At 58.5% G+C, this 18,030-nt stretch carries 23 protein-coding genes; 14 read left to right on the top strand and 9 right to left on the bottom strand.

The window, feature by feature from the left end; genetic code table 11:
• The 6 genes from FHS72_RS18500 to FHS72_RS15435 all read right to left on the bottom strand — a co-directional run.
• A partial coding sequence (locus tag FHS72_RS18500) for a ubiquinol-cytochrome c reductase iron-sulfur subunit N-terminal domain-containing protein (protein ID WP_246414793.1) occupies positions 1-197 on the bottom strand: 197 nt, incomplete at its 3' end.
• Between the two features lie 87 nt (positions 198-284).
• Positions 285-959, bottom strand: a complete 675-nt coding sequence (locus FHS72_RS15455; RefSeq protein ID WP_183530530.1) for a TVP38/TMEM64 family protein — start codon at positions 957-959, stop codon at positions 285-287.
• On the bottom strand, positions 949-1,092 hold the full coding sequence (locus FHS72_RS15450; protein ID WP_009824469.1) for a hypothetical protein: 144 nt from the start codon (positions 1,090-1,092) through the stop codon (positions 949-951). The genes FHS72_RS15455 and FHS72_RS15450 overlap by 11 nt, the downstream gene beginning before the upstream one ends.
• Positions 1,093-1,162: 70 nt before the next feature.
• A complete protein-coding gene (locus FHS72_RS15445) occupies positions 1,163-2,614 on the bottom strand; it encodes a multicopper oxidase domain-containing protein (protein ID WP_183530529.1) in 1,452 nt (483 codons plus the stop codon).
• Between the two features lies 1 nt (position 2,615).
• Positions 2,616-3,083 (bottom strand): rhodanese-like domain-containing protein, encoded by a 468-nt coding sequence (locus tag FHS72_RS15440; RefSeq protein ID WP_183530528.1) that lies wholly within the window; start codon positions 3,081-3,083, stop codon positions 2,616-2,618.
• Between the two features lie 39 nt (positions 3,084-3,122).
• Complete coding sequence (locus tag FHS72_RS15435) at positions 3,123-3,668, bottom strand: EF-hand domain-containing protein (RefSeq protein WP_009824472.1); 546 nt, start codon at positions 3,666-3,668, stop codon at positions 3,123-3,125.
• A gap of 196 nt (positions 3,669-3,864) precedes the next feature.
• Between FHS72_RS15435 and FHS72_RS15430 the strand changes: the two genes are divergently transcribed.
• Genes FHS72_RS15430 through ccmI form a run of 4 tightly spaced genes read left to right on the top strand, consistent with a single transcriptional unit; the run spans position 3,865 to position 8,055 of the window.
• Entirely contained in the window at positions 3,865-5,865 is a 2,001-nt protein-coding gene (locus FHS72_RS15430) for a heme lyase CcmF/NrfE family subunit (protein ID WP_183530527.1), read from the top strand.
• A 2-nt stretch (positions 5,866-5,867) separates the two neighbouring features.
• A complete protein-coding gene (locus tag FHS72_RS15425; protein ID WP_009824474.1) occupies positions 5,868-6,434 on the top strand; it encodes a DsbE family thiol:disulfide interchange protein in 567 nt (188 codons plus the stop codon).
• Complete coding sequence (locus FHS72_RS15420) at positions 6,431-6,901, top strand: cytochrome c-type biogenesis protein (RefSeq protein ID WP_183530526.1); 471 nt, start codon at positions 6,431-6,433, stop codon at positions 6,899-6,901. The genes FHS72_RS15425 and FHS72_RS15420 overlap by 4 nt, the downstream gene beginning before the upstream one ends.
• Entirely contained in the window at positions 6,898-8,055 is a 1,158-nt protein-coding gene (gene ccmI / locus FHS72_RS15415) for a c-type cytochrome biogenesis protein CcmI (protein WP_183530525.1), read from the top strand. Before FHS72_RS15420 ends, ccmI begins: the two co-directional genes overlap by 4 nt.
• Positions 8,056-8,335: 280 nt before the next feature.
• Here ccmI and FHS72_RS15410 read toward each other — a convergent pair whose 3' ends face one another.
• From FHS72_RS15410 to FHS72_RS15400, 3 genes are all read right to left on the bottom strand, one after another.
• The gene (locus tag FHS72_RS15410; protein ID WP_037953520.1) at positions 8,336-8,647 is read right to left on the bottom strand and encodes a DUF2933 domain-containing protein; all 312 of its coding nucleotides are present in this window, start codon (positions 8,645-8,647) and stop codon (positions 8,336-8,338) included.
• A gap of 119 nt (positions 8,648-8,766) precedes the next feature.
• Positions 8,767-9,309 (bottom strand): hypothetical protein, encoded by a 543-nt coding sequence (locus FHS72_RS15405; protein ID WP_009824478.1) that lies wholly within the window; start codon positions 9,307-9,309, stop codon positions 8,767-8,769.
• A gap of 97 nt (positions 9,310-9,406) precedes the next feature.
• A complete protein-coding gene (locus FHS72_RS15400; protein WP_183530524.1) occupies positions 9,407-9,853 on the bottom strand; it encodes a DUF411 domain-containing protein in 447 nt (148 codons plus the stop codon).
• A gap of 125 nt (positions 9,854-9,978) precedes the next feature.
• Between FHS72_RS15400 and FHS72_RS15395 the strand changes: the two genes are divergently transcribed.
• From FHS72_RS15395 to FHS72_RS15350, 10 genes are all read left to right on the top strand, one after another.
• Positions 9,979-10,698, top strand: a complete 720-nt coding sequence (locus FHS72_RS15395) for a response regulator (RefSeq protein WP_183530523.1) — start codon at positions 9,979-9,981, stop codon at positions 10,696-10,698.
• Positions 10,695-12,137, top strand: coding sequence for an ATP-binding protein (locus FHS72_RS15390; protein ID WP_183530522.1), 1,443 nt, complete (start codon positions 10,695-10,697; stop codon positions 12,135-12,137). Before FHS72_RS15395 ends, FHS72_RS15390 begins: the two co-directional genes overlap by 4 nt.
• A 17-nt stretch (positions 12,138-12,154) precedes the next feature.
• Positions 12,155-12,748 carry a L,D-transpeptidase gene (locus tag FHS72_RS15385; protein WP_005619183.1) on the top strand — a complete coding sequence of 198 codons (594 nt, stop codon included), beginning with the start codon at positions 12,155-12,157 and terminating at the stop codon, positions 12,746-12,748.
• A gap of 128 nt (positions 12,749-12,876) precedes the next feature.
• Entirely contained in the window at positions 12,877-13,449 is a 573-nt protein-coding gene (locus FHS72_RS15380) for a L,D-transpeptidase (protein ID WP_183530521.1), read from the top strand.
• A complete protein-coding gene (locus FHS72_RS15375; RefSeq protein ID WP_183530520.1) occupies positions 13,449-13,907 on the top strand; it encodes a c-type cytochrome in 459 nt (152 codons plus the stop codon). Before FHS72_RS15380 ends, FHS72_RS15375 begins: the two co-directional genes overlap by 1 nt.
• 20 nt (positions 13,908-13,927) lie before the next feature.
• Complete coding sequence (locus FHS72_RS15370; RefSeq protein WP_037953571.1) at positions 13,928-14,512, top strand: c-type cytochrome; 585 nt, start codon at positions 13,928-13,930, stop codon at positions 14,510-14,512.
• A gap of 4 nt (positions 14,513-14,516) precedes the next feature.
• Positions 14,517-15,407 carry a c-type cytochrome gene (locus FHS72_RS15365; RefSeq protein WP_183530519.1) on the top strand — a complete coding sequence of 297 codons (891 nt, stop codon included), beginning with the start codon at positions 14,517-14,519 and terminating at the stop codon, positions 15,405-15,407.
• Between the two features lie 16 nt (positions 15,408-15,423).
• A complete protein-coding gene (locus FHS72_RS15360) occupies positions 15,424-16,812 on the top strand; it encodes a multicopper oxidase family protein (RefSeq protein WP_005619171.1) in 1,389 nt (462 codons plus the stop codon).
• Complete coding sequence (locus FHS72_RS15355; protein ID WP_183530541.1) at positions 16,809-17,303, top strand: c-type cytochrome; 495 nt, start codon at positions 16,809-16,811, stop codon at positions 17,301-17,303. The genes FHS72_RS15360 and FHS72_RS15355 overlap by 4 nt, the downstream gene beginning before the upstream one ends.
• Entirely contained in the window at positions 17,303-18,022 is a 720-nt protein-coding gene (locus FHS72_RS15350) for a DsbA family protein (RefSeq protein ID WP_183530518.1), read from the top strand. Before FHS72_RS15355 ends, FHS72_RS15350 begins: the two co-directional genes overlap by 1 nt.
• Positions 18,023-18,030: the final 8 nt, after the last annotated feature.

The following is an 18,030-nucleotide window of genomic DNA, read 5'->3' as shown; positions in this document are numbered from 1 at the left end:
AAAAGTTGTCTCGACGATGATCCGCACATCCATGGCAATTCCTCTGCTGTGAAATCACCATCATAGACAAATACCCCCAGGTTTTGCCCACTCCCATTGAGCAATGGCCAGACCGCAGCCCCTACGGCAACCGCGCCCGTTCCGGCGGTGGCGTAGTACAGGAAATCCCGGCGGAGTTGTGGTGTTTGTGTATCCATAGCGATTCACGGTCGCAGCTTCCTGTGGGGGAAGGTCAATGGTAAAGTAGGCAATCACGGTTTTCATTTTTGCTGACATACTCAGACTTAGGAAGCGTTGGTTGACCGATTTGTTCGCCAGAGCGCTGCGACCAGCAACGGTGCGGCAGTCATCAATCCAAGACCGATGATGATCCACTCAGCAGTGCCGAAATCTCCCGACATGGCCTCTGCTCCGAAATGCGCGAGCAGGAAACTGGCTGGAAGAATGCCTGCCAGAGTTGCGATCAGGAACCGCCAAAGGCGCAGGTGGCTGAGACCGGCAGCGTAGCTCATTGCGTCAAACGAGATGAAGGGCAAGAGGCGAGACGCGAACACCGTCAACATCAACAGATTTTGAGAGCCCAATAACCCGAAACCGGCCTTATCCCCAAGCCAGCGCTCAACGTGGTCGCGCCCGATATAGCGGGCGATGATGAATGCCACGAGTGCACCCAGTTCCGACCCGATGGCGACATAGACAGCTCCGGCAGCATGACCATACGCCGCGCCTGCCACCAGTGCGACCGGTGCACTTGGAATGGGGCTTGCCACGATCGAAACCATCATGAGCACGATGATGAGCAACGGTCCCAAAGCGCCGGCCCGCTCTATCCAGACCTCGATAGTCTCGCGGGCTATCGCCGGGCCATATCCCATTGCCCATATGGCTATCAAAAGTACGCCAAGCGCAACCACCAACCATAGCCCAACCCGATGCAGGCGCGGTTTGCTAAGCGGCATGGAGCACCAAAAGAAAGAGAGCTGCGAAGACAATTGGTCTTTGCTCGGGCAAGATGAAATGCATAGGCGCAGAGATGACGATCAACAGCCCGCCGGCGAGGGTCAGCCGCTTGATGTGCAATTCGGTTTTCATCTCAAACCTCTATCGAGGAATAGGATTCCCCTAAAGGTTCCTGTCAGCGGAGGGTAAAGGGATTTCTGCGCTAAGCGACGCTGAATTGCCCCATCATCCCGCCATCTTCGTGTTCCAGAATGTGGCAGTGATACATGTAGGGCGCAGCCGCTGAGGCAGGGTTTTCGAAGTTCATCGCAAGCTCCACTTCACCATCCACCAGCACCGTATCCTTCCACCCCCTGTTCTCTGCGCGCGGTGCCGTACCGTTTTCCGACAGTACCTGAAACCGGACGCCGTGAACATGGAACGGGTGCATCATCATGGCCCCACGCACAATCCAACGCTCGATGCTGTTGAATTTGGTGGAAAAATTGAGAGTGTCCGGATCGTATGACGCGTCGTTGATCGAAAATCGGTTCCCGGACCGCGAGAACATCATCCCCATGCCCATCGACATATCCAGTGACAGACGTCGGACTGGCGCGTCCTTGACCGCAAGATCAGGCAACTGCCCGTCCAGAGAGCCGGGCAGGGCGTCGATGCGAACCGGAAGGGTTGTGTCGACAGCGAAAGGCAGCACGGTGAATGGACTGCCGGAACCGCCGCCGCCCATCATTCCGCCCATGGCCGAATTAATGATATCGTCGGACTTCAAAACACTGTCCCGCCCGCTTGTGAAATCCACAAGCACTTCTGCGCGCTCTCCTGGTGCAAGGGTCAGGCGGTTCAGCGCAATCGGTCGATCCAGAAATCCGGCATCTGTCGCGATGAGATGAAGCGACCGGCTGTCAGACATGGACAGGCGGTAAACCCGCGCATTCGAGCCGTTGACGACACGGCACCGCACGATCCCCTTCGGAACCGCTGCCGACGCGCCGATTTGACCGTTCACAACCATTGTGTCGCCCTGAAACCCGTTCATGGACTGGTGCATGCCGGGATCGTATTTCAGGCGTCCGCGCCAGTTGAACTGACGGTCCTGCAATACAAGGGTCAGATCATCGACCCCGTAGGTGGATGGCAATCCACGCTCGTCATCTGCGCCATCGGTCACCTGTAGAACACCCGCCAACCCCAGCATGACCTGTCGTGCCGTCGCGCCGTGAATGTGGCTGTGATACCAGGCCGTTGCCGGGGGCTGATCCAGGTCCAGCATCGGCTTCCAGGTGTCTCCCGGTGCAATGGCCTGATGCGGTCCGCCATCGAACTCACCGGCAACAAGCAAACCGTGCCAATGCGCCGACATCGGCTCGCCAAGCGTGTTGTGCACCTCTGCCCGTGTCTCGACGCCGGTTTGCACCCGGATCGTCGGGCCAAGGTATCCCTGATTGTAGCCGAAGGTCTCGCTGGCGGCACCATCGTCAAAACGGGTCTCGCCAGTGCGGGCTTTCAGCTGAAAAAGCCGGGATGTCGTCGCATCGAGAAGCGAAGGGTACGCGAGCCTTCTGTCGGATGCCGGAAATGCCGCCGATGGCAGGACGGATGCAGCCCCAAAGCCTGCGGCATAGCCAATCAAATCGCGGCGGTTCAACAGTTTCATCTCAGGATAATTCCTCTGGCAGCGCAGCCAGGGCAGCATCGACACCAACGACCGGATAACCTCCCGCGATCCAGCCCGGTCCGGCGGCAGAACCGAGCATGCCTTCGGATACGTCAAGAAAGCCGCTGTAGCCAGCCTGCCGAAGACTTCGCATGACGCGGCCAGATCGCCCGCCTGTCGCACAGATGAGCACGACGGGCCGCCCTTCGGCCTGTTCGCGAGCGGCAAGAAGCCGCTCGGCGAAACGGTCCTCGTGCAGGCTGATGGGCCAGGCATCGCCTGCAACGCCGGTGTCGGTCCATTCCTGTCGCGACCGCACGTCGATCATCCTGATAAGATCCTGTTGCAACGCATCAGCCGCCATGTCCGCCGACCAGACCTCGGCTGTCTGGGCGACAGCCGAGAAAGGTGCAACGGAACTGGCCAACATCGCAAGGCTTGCGCCGCGGCGCGTCAGAAAGAAGGCCATAATTTGCCCCCATCAAGCTGAGTGACGCAGGCTTGACCCTTATTCGTTGTCATGATGACCTTCCATGTCCGTTCCGGTGGAAGTACCGTTCATTTTGCTCATCCGCGTACCGGCATCTTCCATCTCGTCCTGAGAGATCTGACCGTTGCCGTCCGCATCAAGATGCTGAAAGCGATCCACCATGCGCGCCCGGATGACGCTCATATGCAAGGTTTCGAACTCGTCAAGTGTCAACGCTCCATCGGAATCCGCATCAAACTCCCGCATTTTTTCGGCCATCTGCGTGGCCATTTCATGAGGCTGTCCACCGGACATCATCGTCGACATCATGTCGCGATCCATCATTTCCATCGTGCTGCCCTGTCCACCCATCATGGATGCATGCATCTTCATCATCCTCTGCATCATAGGCATCATATTGCCGCCCATCATGCCCATCTGCTTGTCGCCATCGCCCATCGCCATGTCGGACATATTCCCGCTGTCAGCCTTGCTATCGGCAGTCCCGTCGGATTCCGCTAATGCTGTTTGTCCCATGCCAACAGCGATCACCACGCCAAGCGCAAGAATTCTTTTGTTTTCCATCTCTCATTCCTTTCAGGTTTATTCTGGAAACATCGGCGTTATAGCGCTTCGATTAAAGGCCGAGGGCGGGCGGGTTTGTAATCATTTGTCACAGCCTCCCGTTACAAACGGTGACAAAGCAACCACTCACGGTCCGCCGGACGATTTGCTAGACAGACGTTAATCCAGTGAATTCATCGAAGAGGCTGATGATCCCTTGACACCTGAAATCGGTCATTTCGCCCTGGCCCTGGCCTTGGCCCTGGCGCTTGTTCAAAGTGTGCTGCCCATTTTTGGTGCTGCACGCGGAAACATACTGTGGATGCAGTCGGCGAGATGGTCATCACTAGGACAGGCGTTCTTTGTGGGCATTGCGTTTCTCGCGCTCATGCAAGCCTTCATCACCAGTGACTTCACGGTCAAGAATGTGGTTGAGAATTCCAATTCACTCAAACCGATGTTGTTCAAGGTGGCCGGCACCTGGGGCAGCCACGAAGGATCCCTGTTGCTGTGGACCCTTATCCTGACGGTGTTCGGTGCGGCGGTCGCCCTCTTAGGATCGAACATTCCGCTGGCGCTGAGAGCAAGGACGCTGTCGGTGCAGGCCTGGATCAGCGTTGGCTTCCTGACTTTCATGCTGCTGACGTCCAATCCTTTCGACCGCGTTTTCCCTCCGCCAGGCGACGGTCAGGACCTCAACCCATTATTGCAGGATGTCGGTCTCGCCATGCACCCGCCGCTTCTCTACTTCGGGTATGTTGGCTTCTCGATTGTCTTCTCGTTTGCGGTCGCCGCCCTGATCGAAGGGCGGGTGGACGCGGCCTGGGCACGGTGGGTACGTCCGTGGACGCTGGCTGCCTGGATGAGCCTGACCGCAGGCATCGCGCTGGGATCCTGGTGGGCCTATTATGAGCTTGGCTGGGGCGGCTGGTGGTTCTGGGACCCCGTTGAGAACGTCAGTTTCATGCCATGGCTGATGGGCACGGCCCTGCTGCATTCCGCAATCGTGACGGAAAAACGGGATGCGTTCAAAAGCTGGACAATCCTTCTGGCGATCCTGACTTTTTCCCTATCGCTCTTGGGCACGTTCATTGTCCGATCGGGCCTGCTGACGTCTGTGCATGCGTTCGCGGTCGACCCGGAAAGGGGACTTTATATCCTTGGATTGCTGGCCGTTTCGATCGGCAGTTCCCTTGCTCTGTTTGCCTGGCGCGCGCCGACAATGGAGCCCGGCGGCCTGTTTAAGCCGATCAGCCGGGAAGCGGGGCTATTGGTGAACAACCTGCTGCTGGCCACGGCCACCGGCATTGTGCTGTTCGGTACCTTGTACCCGCTCTTCTACGAAGCCGCGACGGGCGGTGAAAAACTGTCAGTGGGGCCGCCCTTCTTCAATGCGTCCTTTATTCCCGTGATGCTGCCGCTCGTCTTTGCGATGGGGCTGGGGCCTTACCTGTCCTGGAAACGTGCCGATCTGGCGGGCGTTCTGCAACGGTTGCGTTTCGTGGCCGTCCTGGCCGGGCTCGCGACATTGATGATCTGGTACCTGGCTGAGGGCGGTCCGGTATTGGGGTATCTATCGCTGATGCTTGCGTTCTGGCTGTTTTTCGCAACGCTGCGGGAATGGGCGATGCGCATCAAGCTTTTTGAGGCACCGTTCCCGGAATCGCTGCGGCGGGCGCGCAACCTGCCCAGATCCTCTCATGGGATGACACTGGCACATGCGGGGCTTGCGATGGCGATGTTCGGATTTATCGGCTCGACGGTCTGGAAATCCGAGGAAATCATCTTTGTCCGGCCCGGTACAGAGGTCAGCATTGGTGGGTTCGATGTCACCTTTGAGGGGGCCGAACGTGTGCGTGGGCCAAATTACTTCGCGGATCGTGGCACGCTTCGTGTGGCCCGGGAGGGGAACTATGTCACCGATCTCTTCCCGGAGCGGCGTACCTATCCGGTCGCGCAAACCACCACCACAGAGAGCGCCATCAGATCGACAATGGCCGGTGATCTCTATGCGTCCATCGCAAATCCGGCCGCCGAGGACGAGAGCACGCAAGGGGCTTGGACCCTGCGCATCCTGTATGAACCTCTGGTCAACTTTATCTGGATCGGATCGGCGATGCTTGTGCTTGGTGGGGGTCTTTCGCTGTCTGACCGGCGGTTGCGCGTCGGGGCACCCCGTCGCAAGGCGACAGCGCCCGCAGCACTTCCTGCGGAGTAGGCATGGGACGTATACTGGCATTCATTCCGCTGGCAATCGCGGCCATTTTCGGGGGGTTTTTTCTGTGGGGCTTGAACCCGGACCGGGACCCGAACAACATTCCTTCGGTTCTGATCTCGCAGCCGGCACCCGAATTCGATCTGGCCGCTGTCGACGGGTTGGAGACGCCAGGGCTTTCCCGCGCCGATCTGGTCGGGAACCCGCGACCGGTCATCGTGAACGTGTTTGCCTCGTGGTGCGTGCCCTGCCGGGCCGAACACGGGGTTCTGACCCAGATGGTCGAAAAGGACGGGCTGACGTTGTTCGGGATCAATTACAAGGACAAGCCGGAGGATGCGACTAAATGGCTTGCTGAGCTTGGCAATCCCTACGAAAGGATCGGGTCTGATCTGAGCGGCAGAGTGGGGATTGAATGGGGCCTTTCGGGCGTACCTGAAACATTCATTGTCGGCTCTGACGGGACGGTGTTGTTCAGATATGTCGGCCCCGTCGTGGGCGAAACGGCGATTTCCACATTCAGGGAAGCATTGATCCAGGCTGGCGCGTTAGCAAGGGGCCAGAACGGATGAGGTATATCGCATTTGCTTTCCTCCTGCTGCTTCCGGTGACGGCCTTGGCGGTCGAGCCAGACGAGATGTTGCAGGATCCTGTACTGGAGCAACGCGCCCGTGAAATATCACGGGAACTGCGCTGCGTTGTCTGCCAGAATCAGGACATCGACAGCTCCAACGCCGGGGTTGCGCGGGACCTGCGCATACTGGTGCGCGAAAGGCTTGTTGCCGGTGACAGCGACAAGGAGGTCATCGCGTACATCCACGCCCGGTATGGCGATTATGTCCTGATGCGCCCGCCCCTGAATCGCGTCACTCTCGCGCTCTGGATGGCGCCCTTCGTGTTTGCGCTTGTTTCGCTGCTTGTCGGCTGGACCGTCATTTCGAGAAGCCGGCGCAGGGCTGCCGCAACGGGATTTTCCGATGACGAAAAAGCGGAAATTGCGCGTTTCATTGAAGAGAACGCTTCAAAGGACGGTTCATGATCTGGTTGGTTTTCGCCCTGTTATCCGTTGTCGGTCTGCTTTTCATGGGCCTGCCGCTGCGCCATCGGTCGTCGCGGACACCCGTCCCGGCTGACGCCACGGATGCGGTCCTCATGGATCAGTTGGATGAGGTTCGGCGGGATCTTGAGCGCGGTGTCATTTCCGACACCGAGGCCACGGCGGCGGAGCAGGAGATTAAGAGACGGATCCTCGTGCAGTCGCGCCGGTCCGTTCTGTCAGATGGGAAACCGGCGACAGGGGGCCGCTTGATGGTCGTTCTGAGCGCAGTGTTCGTGCCGGTCTTCGCTTTTGGATATTACTCCGCAATGGGCTCGCCAGAGATCCCAGGTGTCGCCTTTGCCGAACGTGCCACTGAACGGCAGGAAGCGGCGGAAATCGCCGAATTGACAGATCGTCTGTACGTCCGGCTCAGTTCAGACCCCGAAGGCGGGCCTTCGGAAGGCTGGATGCTACTGGGGCAAACCTATTCGAAAATGGGCCGGTATGCGGATGCAGCCGATGCATATAGAGTTGTCGCACAACGACCGAAGGCCGATTCCGCCGTCTTCTCCATGTTGGCCGAGGTTCTGATCTACGCAGAGCAAGGTGTGGTGACACCTGAAGCGGACACCGCGATTGATCGGGCGTACGAACTGGATCCTTCCAATCCCGGTGCTGCCTTTTTCAAGGCAGTCTCGCTCGAGCAGAAGGGCGATGAGGCTCGGGCTCACGAAATGCTGGTGGCCCGGCTGGACGATGCGGATAGGTTTTTCCCGTGGATGGAAAGCTTTGTTGGCGAAGCCAACCGGATTGGCGCGAAGATCGGCAAGGCTCCGATCTCGCTGGCCGACTATGCCCCGAAGACCAGTGCGTCCGGCCCGACACAGGAAGACATCGAAAACGCGCAGGACATGAGTGTGGAGGAACGACAGGATTTCATCCGCTCGATGGTCGAACGGCTGGCCACGCGGCTGGAAGATGAGCCTGACGATCTTGATGGATGGATGCGGCTTGGCAATGCCTATTCGGTTCTGGGTGATACCGCGCCGGCAATCGCGGCGTTTGAACACGCTGAAATCCTGTTGTCGGAGGTGCCGGGAGATGACCCGCGCCGTCAAGCCGTGCAAAGCGCGTTGGAACGGTTGCGCCCGTAGTGGCGTGGGCGACCGTCGCTGTGCAGGTGAATGTGAGGCAGGATCAAGGTTTGGCGCTTAATCGAAAGCCCATCCGGTCCGGCCGTCGTCACAGACTATTTCGTGGGTAGTACCTTCAGACTGACCGACCAAGCGACATCCTACGGGAAGCATGACGTCGTGTGCCGCATCCCGTGTCACGGAAGGGGGCTCAAGTGGGCAAAGCTTGCCCGAGGCCGACTGGGCACAACCGCCGAGGGCCAGAATACCTGCAATCGGAATTCCGATTGTCAGCCGCGTTCTAGCGGGCGCGTACCAGTTCTCGTTCGGGAGCTTGGCCATCTTCAAATTCTGCATCCACAGTCGCCTCGTTCGCCTGTTCAACTCTTGACCCGTGACACGACTTTCCCATCATCCTGTGCATGACGACATGCGCACCAAGACAAAGTGCGAGCGGCGCAAAAAGGCCGACGTTGCCCCACAGACCCGCGATCGTGCCGCCTGCAATAAAGAATGCGGCGACTGGAAACAACATAACGGCACAACAGGCCATCATACCATACTGCATCAGTTTCGATGAACCGGTGGATTTTTGACTTTGATTGTCAGACATGTAGCTCTCCAGAATATGCTCGTGTTCTTCTGCGACATTCCAGTGAGGCAAGGTCAAGGGTACATTCGGATACAATTTGATCAGATGACAGCCTGCGGGTCGTTGACCAAGTTGGCCCGTCAGGTTGCCAGATCCAACGCATAGGATAGGAATGTGACGAGGGGGATCGGGGTCAGGCTGAACAGCAAGGCCATGCTCATTGTCCTGAACATGGTAGGCTTCGATGCCTCGCCAGAAGGTTCTGTCAGAACCACCAGAAGCGCGATGAAGGTGCCGGGCGCCAGGGCATAGAGATATACGCCCGAGATGTTCCCAAACATGAACGACCGCTCGAGCGTTGGTCCGACCACGCTCAAAGCTGTTGCACGGCTGCCGTTGAACGAGCCGAACAGATCGGCCGACATCACATAGGCGGCAATGTGAACCCCAATGAATGCGACACTCCGCAGCGGGCCATCTAAAACCAGGTAAACAATCGGCCGATGCTGGTACTGCTTCAGCGCGACCGATGCGGAAACGAACCCCAAGTAATTCACGAGGAAAACGACCACAAACCCATTGGTAAAGACCTGCCGGAGGAAGCGCGAGAGCGCGGTCCCATTCGTCAGCAGCAGCGTCGCAAAACCAGGCGTTGCGAGGATGTAGACAAGCAGGAACGGCAATATGCTTGCCAAGCTCAGAACGGATACGTTCCAACAAAATCTGCCGAATGGTAAGGTCGGCGAAAAACTTTGTCGGAACGTATCGCGGGCAAACACGTCAGCCGTGGGTTGCGAAGACTTGCGTCGACCCATCCATCAGTACAAGCAGCACATCATAGGGATCACCTTGGGGGCCCATGCCGGGCGAACCCATGGGCATTCCCGGTGCTGTCAGTCCGCGCGCGACAGGTTTTTCGCTTAGCAACCGCCCGATGTCAGCCGCAGGCACGTGACCCTCGACGAAATATCCGCCCACGGACGTAGTGTGACATCCTGCCAGTTCCGGCGCGATGCCGTGTTTCTGCTTCAGAACCTGAAGCGTGTCGTAATCCACGTCCTCGACCGATGCCTTGAAACCGGCAGAGATCATCTCATTTACCCAAGCGCCGCAGCAGCCGCAGGTCGGTGTCTTTGTCACCTGCAACGTCGGTGCGGCGGTTTGCGACAAAGCAGGCCCGGCCAGGACCATGCTGAGTGCCGTAAGGCCAAATTCACGTCGGTTCATTTAAAACTCCTCGATGTTCTGCCTTAAATAGTTGCTCGTTATCCCGGAGTCGACTGCCCGCCCTGTTACATTTGGCTACAAACACGGGATGGGCGTCCCTTGGTGAAAATGACTATGTTGGCGGCATGAGCGATCTGCCACGCATCCTTGTCGTCGATGACCATTCAGAGATCCGGAAATCCGTCACCAGTTATCTGGAACGCAACGGCATGCGTGCTTCAGCGGCGGAAAATGCAGTAGAGATGGACGCAAGGCTCGCGGAAGCGCGGTTCGATCTGATTGTTCTCGATGTCATGATGCCGGGGGAAGACGGACTTTCTGCGTGCAGGCGATTGCGCAAGGAAGGGCACACCCCGATCCTGATGCTGACCGCATTGGGTGACGACGAAGACCGCATCGCTGGTCTCGATGGCGGCGCTGACGATTATCTCGCCAAGCCGTTCAATCCCCGGGAACTGGTGGCGCGGATCAACGCGATATTGCGTCGGACGCAGATGATCCCAAAACCGGATGATTTTGCGGGAAAAACGTTGAAGTTTGCACACCTAAAGCTGGATTTCGATGGCCGTACACTGATTGACCAAGGCGGTTCGCGCACGCAACTTACATCCGGTGAACTCAAACTCCTGACCCTGTTCCTGCAAAGGCCAAGGACGGTCATTGGCCGCGACGAACTTCTCAAACTCAGCACTGGCAGGGTCGCCGGTCCATTGGACCGAACCATCGACAATCAGGTGAGCCGGTTGCGCCGGAAGATGGAAGAGGACGTTTTGCGCCCGAAGATCATCGCGACTGTACGGCATGGGGGGTATAGTCTTTCCTGCGATGTCGAGATTTGCGAATGAAGCTGCTTCCACGGACGTTGCGTGCACAGATTGCCCTTCTGGTTCTCGGTGTCTTGATCCTCGCGCAAGCTCTGAGTCTCTGGTTCTTCGTTGATGAACGCTCTTTGGCTGTTCAGGCCGCCATCGGTGCCGAAGCCGCCGGACGCGCCGCAAATGTCGCACAGTTGATTGAAGGCGCACCCCCGGAATTGCATGCCCAGATCGTCCGCGCTGCAACGTCTCCGCTCGTACGGTTCGACCTTACAGACGAGCCGTCGGTCGCACACGGACAACACGATGACGGTGGAGCGGTCGAAGCGCGGATACGGGCACTGCTTCAGGAAAGCTACAGCCGGGATATTCGGGTTGAGGTCCATGAAATCGAGGGAGGTCTGCTGCCCCTTCCGAACCTGTCACCGGAAATGGCGCAAATGCACGCCGAAATGATGCAGGGCAGCCTTGCGGCCATCGAGATGGAGCTGTCCATTGCGCTGTCCGGTGGGAATTGGCTCAACATCGAGACGCGGTTCGAACGGCCGCCTCTGCAAAGGTCGCTGGCGTCCAACATATCCTTTGCACTGACTGCGGGACTTCTGCTGGTTGCAAGTTTCTGGTTTCTCCTGTCCCGACTGACCGGACCACTCAACGATCTCGCGACTGCGTCCGAACGTCTGGGTCGCGGCGCCGCCAAGGGCGATCTGCCGGTCGTAGGGCCGAAGGAAGTTCGGGATCTGACCCGATCATTCAACATCATGCAGGATCGCCTGACGCGATTTGTCAGTGACCGGACCCAGATGCTTGCAGCGCTTGCGCATGATCTGCGCTCGCCTTTGACGGCGCTTAGGGTGCGGGCCGAAATGGTGGACGACGAAGACACGCGCACTTCCTTGGTGGCGTCAAGTGAAGAGATGCAACGGATGGTCGATGCGACCCTCGATTTCGCGAAGGGCGTCGGACAGCATGAAGAGGTCCAATCGGTTGATCTGCACGATCTGATCACTGGTATGGGCTTGGACAAGGTTCAGGTGACCAGCCAAGGTCCACTCATCGTAACCGTGAAACCAAGCGCGATGGGGCGCGCGTTGAGAAACCTGATTGAGAACGCGATCCGCTACGGGAGTGAGGCCAGGGTTTCGTGGCAACGCATGGGCAGTGAGGTAGTGGTCGCCATCGACGATCAGGGGCCCGGTATTCCCGACAATCAGCTGGAGGCTGTTTTCGGACCCTATGTCAGGCTCGAGACGTCGCGATCACAGGATACCGGCGGTCATGGCCTGGGGCTGTCGATTGCGCGCAGCATCATCCTTGAGCACGGTGGTTCTATCGAACTGAAAAACCGCACTGATGGGGGTCTGCGCGCTGAAATCACGCTGCCCGTCAAACAAAGCGCCGAGTCAGCCCCGAAAGAGGAAGGCTCGCCACATATGGCGCGGGTTGTTCGTCACCTCAAACCCGACTAGTTTAGTGAGGCAAGTATATGAAACGAAGATATTTCCTGACTTCTGTTGCAGCTCTTTCGGTGAGTGGAAAAACAGCATTCGCGCATAGTGACGCAGAGCACGACCGGCGCGTCGGGCCATCTGTGGTGCCCCCGGAGCAGTTGCCGCGCCAGGTTCCGTTCACCGAGGCAGACAAACCGGGAGAAATACATGTCGATCCGAACCAGTTCGCTTTATTTTGGACTTTGCCGAACAATCGGGCAATCAGGTATACCGTCGGAATTGGCCGGGAGGGGCTCTATGAATCCGGCGAGTTCTATGTCGCGCGCAAGCAAAAGTGGCCGCGGTGGACGCCCACACCCGCCATGATAGCCAGAGATCCTGACCGATATCTTCGTTTTGCGGGCGGTGTGCCCGGTGGGCTGAACAATCCACTCGGTGCCCGCGCCTTGTATCTTTACCAGCCAGGGCGTGGGGACACCTACCTGAGAATTCACGGCACAACGGATCCGAAGACGATTGGTCGACGTGTCTCAAACGGCTGTGCAAGGCTTACCAATAATCAGATCATCGAACTCTATGAGAAGGTCCCGCTCGACACGCGTGTTGTCCTGAAACCCATCGAGGTTTGAGGCAGCAGCGCGAAGACGTGTCCGTTGGCCGGGATACATATCGTTACATAAAACCAGGCCCCGGACTGTTCATGAAATGCCACCAGGCGGCTAGTCTAGCGGATAGGCAGACAACAACATGAGGCCATATGATGACCCGCAAGCAAACACCTGTAACGCGACGTGCATTCACAGTAGGCGCAGCATCGGCAGCTTTGGCAACACCATCCATCTTGCGTGCGCAGGAGGATCAAACCGGTGTCCGAAGGAACATCTCATCTTTTCGCACCCATGCATGGCAGGACAGCTTTGACACCTTGGGCAAGGGCATCATCATTGCGGATACCAATACCCGCGTGATGCAACACTGGACGGCCGATGGCGAGATGCGAATTTATCCCACATCGGTTCCCCTGACCGACGAGCTAACAAGGCGCGGTTACACGACAGTCACGTTCAAGGACCCCGAACCTGACTGGACCCCTACACCCTCCATGCGCGAACGTGACCCGTCATTGCCAGCCTATATGCCGCCCGGGCCGGATAACCCGTTGGGCGCCCGTGCCCTGCACCTGAGCTGGCAATACTACAGGATCCACGGCACCCATGATACACGCAAGATCGGGAGGCGCTCTTCAAGCGGGTGTATCGGCCTGTTCAATGAGCAAATCATCGAGGTGTTCGACAGGACACCGGTCGGCACGCAGGTCCGATTGATCTGATGTCGAAGTCCGGCATTCTGATTGCGGCGTTTTTTGTCGTCGGTGGCGCGGTTGTGATCTGGCAGCAATTGCAGCCATCGTCTTCGATGCCCGGCCACACGATGACGACGCCGGATCTTTCTCAGACGGAAGATGGCGCGCCGATTGCAGACGTGGTTGTACCTGCTGAATTTTCAGCAAATGCCCAATTGGGAAAGCGCATTTTCGATGGCGCTTGCGCCGCTTGTCACGGTGCGAATGCCGCTGGGCAAAATGGTGTGGCGCCGCCGCTTGTCCACAAGATCTATGAACCGAGCCATCATGGCGACGCCGCTTTTTTGCTTGCCGCGAAACAAGGTGTCAGAGCGCACCATTGGAAGTTTGGCAATATGCCGCCAGTTGAAGGCGTAACACCCGGCGATGTGAAGATGGTTGTTGCATATGTGCGGGAACTTCAGCGTGCCAACGGGATCAACTAACAGCAATGACCAACATGAACATGAAGATATGGATCACTGCCATTGCTATTGGGACGACCGGCGTTGCTGCCTTGGCGCATTCCGGAGCAACCGGCGTGGTGCTGGAGCGGATGCAGGGCATGTCCGCGATGGCCAAAACACTCAAGACGCTATCACCCATGATGCGGGGTCAGGTACCTTATGACGCCGATGTCGTCCGCAGGGAAGCTGGCGCGATGATCGGCCATGCCGGTGAGCAAATGACGCGACTGTTTCCTGAAGGCTCGGGTGGCGGAGTGTCCAAGGCGTTGCCGTCGGTCTGGGAAAACAGCGAAGAGTTCGCGGCCCTTGCGCAAGAGTTGAGAACAGCCGCCGAAGGATTGAAGTTGAGCGCAGGCAATGGGTTGGCCGCAGCACAGGGCAACGGTAGCGAATCAATGATGGGCGGCGCCACTGACGGGATGATGGGTGGCGGGTCCGCGCCTGCAATGGGAGGGGGCATGATGGGATCGGACCTTCCCATGACGACCGAGATGTTTGCGGACATGCCGACCGACCGTGCGTTCGCGATGGTCGCCCAGACCTGTTCGGCCTGCCACCAGAAGTTCCGCAAAGAGGACAAGTGATCAGATGCGGTGGTGGCGTTGGATCATCGGTGCGGGGGTCGTCGGCGGCATCGGCGTTGTCGCGGCAACGATAGCCTGGCCGATCGGTGCGCCAGTCTCGGACCTGACCCTGCAAGGCGATGCCCAGCGGGGGTCGTATCTGGCGCGCGCCAGTGGATGCATTGCGTGCCACACCAACTTTGAAGCTGGCGGGGCGCCATTGGCAGGAGGAGCGCCGCTCCGGACCGATTTCGGTACGTTCTATCCGCCAAATCTGACCACCGATGTCGAACACGGAATGGGGGGCTGGACCGTAGAAGACTTTGCAAGGGCCGTCCGGCAGGGTGTTTCCCCGGATGGTGATCCTTATTATCCGACCTTCACCTATCCGTTTTACGCGAACTTCACGGATCAAGACATTGCCGATCTGTGGGCCGCGTTCCAGACCGTGCCAGCCGTGAGCGTGTCGGCCCCGGCGCACGAGGTGCCATTCCCGTTCGATCAGCGATGGGGAATGAAACTTTGGCGGGCGGCTTTTCTAACGAAGCCTGATACAAAACCAGTGGCGGACAAAAGCGATGCATGGAACAGGGGCAAGCTGTTGGTCAACGGGGCCGCGCATTGCTCTGCCTGCCACACGTCGCGAAACTTTGCAGGTGCGCGCATCGTGGCGGAACGGTTTTCCGGCAACGACGCCTTGCCCGGAGGCGGCAAAGCGCCTTCGATCCGGTCACGCGACCTTTTGTCAGAAGGCTGGACGGTGGACGATATGGCTTATGCTTTGCGATCTGGAATAGCGCCTTCCGGCGACGTCTTTGGTGGTTCAATGGCCGAAGTCGTGCGCTATGGCACAGGCTTTCTGAGCGATGCGGACTTGAACGCGATGGCCACCTACCTGCTGGACAACAAATCATAATCTTGGGAACCCACGAATGATCACGCTCAATCGCCGCCAGTTTCTGGCAACATCTGCTGCGTTCAGTGGTCTGTCGGCCAGCACTGGATTTGCGGGCACGCCATTCGCGACCCTGACAGCCCAGCAAAGCGACGTGCAGCTGCTGCCCGGCGACTATGGCAAGACATCGCTTTGGTGCTTTGACGGCGGCTCACCCGGTCCGGAGATTCGCGTGGCGCAGGGGGGGCGTGTCCAGCGCAGGTTGGTCAACCGGTTTTCTCAGGGAACGTCGACGCATTGGCACGGCATCCGAATCAACAATGCAATGGATGGCGTTTCCGGCCTGACCCAGGACGCGGTCCAGCCGGAGGAAACATTCGACTATGATTTTACCGTCCCGGACGCCGGGACCTATTGGTACCATGCCCATAATAGGTCGTTCGAGCAGGTGGGCAGAGGGCTTTACGGTGCACTGATCGTGGAAGAGGCCGAGCCTCTCGACATTGATCGCGAGGAAGTCCTGATCCTGGATGACTGGCTTATTGATCCCGAAACCGCGCAAATCAAGGACGACTTCGGCGCGTCTCATGATCTTAGCCACGCAGGGCGCATCGGAAACCTGCTGACGACCAATGGAACCTTCAATCTGGGCCTGCGTGCCCGAAAGAACGAAAGACTGCGTTTGCGGCTGATCAATGCTGCCAATGCGCGCAATTTCCAGCTGGGCCTGGAAGGCCTGGACGGTTGGGTGGTCGCGCTGGACGGCATGCCCTTGACGGCACCCGTGAAGGTGACAGAGGCGATGATCCTCGCTCCGGCACAACGGATTGACCTGATCGTCGATGTGGTCGCGGATGTTGGTGAAGCGGCTCATATTCTTCAGTTCGGCCGGGAAGAAGCCTTCAGCCAGGTTGCATTCGAGGTTGTTGAGGGGGGCACGACAAACCGTCGCGACGCGCCCTTGGCCTTGCCGCCGAACGACCACAGGATGGTCGACCTGAAAGAAGCCACGACGCTCAGCCTCAGCATGGAAGGCGGTGCCATGGGTCGCATGAGGTCCGCCTCCCTAGGGGGTGAGCTCAAGCCGATTGGCGAGATCGTCGAGGCCGGGTATTTCTGGTCGTTCAACGGCAGAGTGGATGGCATCAACGGTGATCCCCTTGCGCGGCTGGACCGCGGCCAGAATGTACGGTTGAAGATGGTGAACGACACGGCGTTTCCGCACGCGATGCACCTGCATGGCATTCACTTCCACGAGGTCGCCGAAAACGGCACCCTTGGGCCACTGCGTGACACGACCCTTCTTGAACGGGGTCAGACGCGCGAGATTGCCTTTGTGGCGGACAACCCGGGCCAATGGCTGCTACATTGCCACATGCTGTCGCATGCGGCTTCGGGCATGATGACCAAGATCGTCGTTGGATGACCCCGCGATCCCTCTACCTTGCGTTGGGCGTAGTTACCGTTGCGGTGGCTACCATATTCCTGTGGACCCGGTCCGGCGGAACCGACCATACGGCGGAAAACCTCATCAACTCCTCAGCCGATGTGGCCGCGGGCGAAGTTCTCTATGCCGAAAATTGCGCCGCGTGCCATGGCGCAAATTTGGAAGGTGAAGAAAACTGGCGCAGTCCGCGTGATGACGGAAGCCTGCCCGCACCGCCGCATGATGCAAGCGGCCACACTTGGCACCACGCGGACAGCATGCTGTTCGCCTACACCAAGCTGGGGGGCGCCGAGGTTCTCGCGGCGCAAGGCGTTGACTTCAACAGCGGCATGCCCGGTTTCGGCGACCAACTGAGCGACGGGGAAATCTGGGACATCCTCGCATACATCAAGTCAACATGGCCGGAGCGTGAACGCGCCACGCAAGCCGAGCGCACGGCCCAGGATATTGCCTCACAAGGAGACGGATAATGAAAAGATTCTTGGCTACCACCGCACTGTTAATGCTTCCCATCGCTGCGACGGCAGACGGCATGGACGAAGACCGGATCAAGGAACTGGTGCTGGAAGCCATCCGCGAGAATCCGGGCATCGTGTTCGAGGCCGCGCAGTTGTTCGAACAGCAACAGCAGGCGTTGCAGGCGCAAGCCGCAGCGCAGGTTCTCGATACGGAAAAAGCCACGCTTGAAAATGATCCCAATGCGCCCGTCCTGGGCAATCCGGATGGCGATGTCACGGTTGTCGAATTCTTCGACTACAACTGCCCCTATTGCCGCCAGGTTAAACCTGAAATGGAGGCCCTGCTCGCTGCTGATCCCAACGTCAGGGTCGTTTACCGGGAATGGCCCATTCTGGGGGACGGGTCGGTTTTTGCCGCCCGCGCGGCGCTGGCGTCCCGAAACCAGGGCAAATATGAAGAGTTTCATTGGGCCATGATGCAACTGAAGGAACGCGCAGAGGAAGCATCGATTCTCCGCACTGCGGAAGACATCGGCCTCGATGTTGCACAGTTGCGTCGCGACATGAACGGACCGGAAATCGAAGAACACATACAGACTTCCATGCGGCTTGCGCAATCTCTGGGGTTCAGTGGCACACCTTCATTTGTGATCGGCGACAGTCTTGCGCCGGGCCTGATCCAGGCGGACCAGATGATCGAGCTTGTCGATCAGGCACGGGCCGCCGAATAAGGACAATC

Source organism: Yoonia ponticola (assembly GCF_014199395.1).
Classification (GTDB): domain Bacteria; phylum Pseudomonadota; class Alphaproteobacteria; order Rhodobacterales; family Rhodobacteraceae; genus Yoonia; species Yoonia ponticola.
Note: the sequence above shows the minus strand (reverse complement) of the source record. Positions and strands in the feature narration are given on the sequence as shown.

Coding starts and splice junctions, on each gene's coding strand:
- FHS72_RS15455 (WP_183530530.1), bottom strand. CDS start 959: ATGCCGCTTAGCAAACCGCGCCTGCATCGGGTTGGGCTATGGTTGGTG.
- FHS72_RS15450 (WP_009824469.1), bottom strand. CDS start 1,092: ATGAAAACCGAATTGCACATCAAGCGGCTGACCCTCGCCGGCGGGCTG.
- FHS72_RS15445 (WP_183530529.1), bottom strand. CDS start 2,614: ATGAAACTGTTGAACCGCCGCGATTTGATTGGCTATGCCGCAGGCTTT.
- FHS72_RS15440 (WP_183530528.1), bottom strand. CDS start 3,083: ATGGCCTTCTTTCTGACGCGCCGCGGCGCAAGCCTTGCGATGTTGGCC.
- FHS72_RS15435 (WP_009824472.1), bottom strand. CDS start 3,668: ATGGAAAACAAAAGAATTCTTGCGCTTGGCGTGGTGATCGCTGTTGGC.
- FHS72_RS15425 (WP_009824474.1), top strand. CDS start 5,868: ATGGGACGTATACTGGCATTCATTCCGCTGGCAATCGCGGCCATTTTC.
- FHS72_RS15420 (WP_183530526.1), top strand. CDS start 6,431: ATGAGGTATATCGCATTTGCTTTCCTCCTGCTGCTTCCGGTGACGGCC.
- ccmI (WP_183530525.1), top strand. CDS start 6,898: ATGATCTGGTTGGTTTTCGCCCTGTTATCCGTTGTCGGTCTGCTTTTC.
- FHS72_RS15410 (WP_037953520.1), bottom strand. CDS start 8,647: ATGTCTGACAATCAAAGTCAAAAATCCACCGGTTCATCGAAACTGATG.
- FHS72_RS15400 (WP_183530524.1), bottom strand. CDS start 9,853: ATGAACCGACGTGAATTTGGCCTTACGGCACTCAGCATGGTCCTGGCC.
- FHS72_RS15395 (WP_183530523.1), top strand. CDS start 9,979: ATGAGCGATCTGCCACGCATCCTTGTCGTCGATGACCATTCAGAGATC.
- FHS72_RS15390 (WP_183530522.1), top strand. CDS start 10,695: ATGAAGCTGCTTCCACGGACGTTGCGTGCACAGATTGCCCTTCTGGTT.
- FHS72_RS15385 (WP_005619183.1), top strand. CDS start 12,155: ATGAAACGAAGATATTTCCTGACTTCTGTTGCAGCTCTTTCGGTGAGT.
- FHS72_RS15380 (WP_183530521.1), top strand. CDS start 12,877: ATGATGACCCGCAAGCAAACACCTGTAACGCGACGTGCATTCACAGTA.
- FHS72_RS15375 (WP_183530520.1), top strand. CDS start 13,449: ATGTCGAAGTCCGGCATTCTGATTGCGGCGTTTTTTGTCGTCGGTGGC.
- FHS72_RS15370 (WP_037953571.1), top strand. CDS start 13,928: ATGAAGATATGGATCACTGCCATTGCTATTGGGACGACCGGCGTTGCT.
- FHS72_RS15365 (WP_183530519.1), top strand. CDS start 14,517: ATGCGGTGGTGGCGTTGGATCATCGGTGCGGGGGTCGTCGGCGGCATC.
- FHS72_RS15360 (WP_005619171.1), top strand. CDS start 15,424: ATGATCACGCTCAATCGCCGCCAGTTTCTGGCAACATCTGCTGCGTTC.
- FHS72_RS15355 (WP_183530541.1), top strand. CDS start 16,809: ATGACCCCGCGATCCCTCTACCTTGCGTTGGGCGTAGTTACCGTTGCG.
- FHS72_RS15350 (WP_183530518.1), top strand. CDS start 17,303: ATGAAAAGATTCTTGGCTACCACCGCACTGTTAATGCTTCCCATCGCT.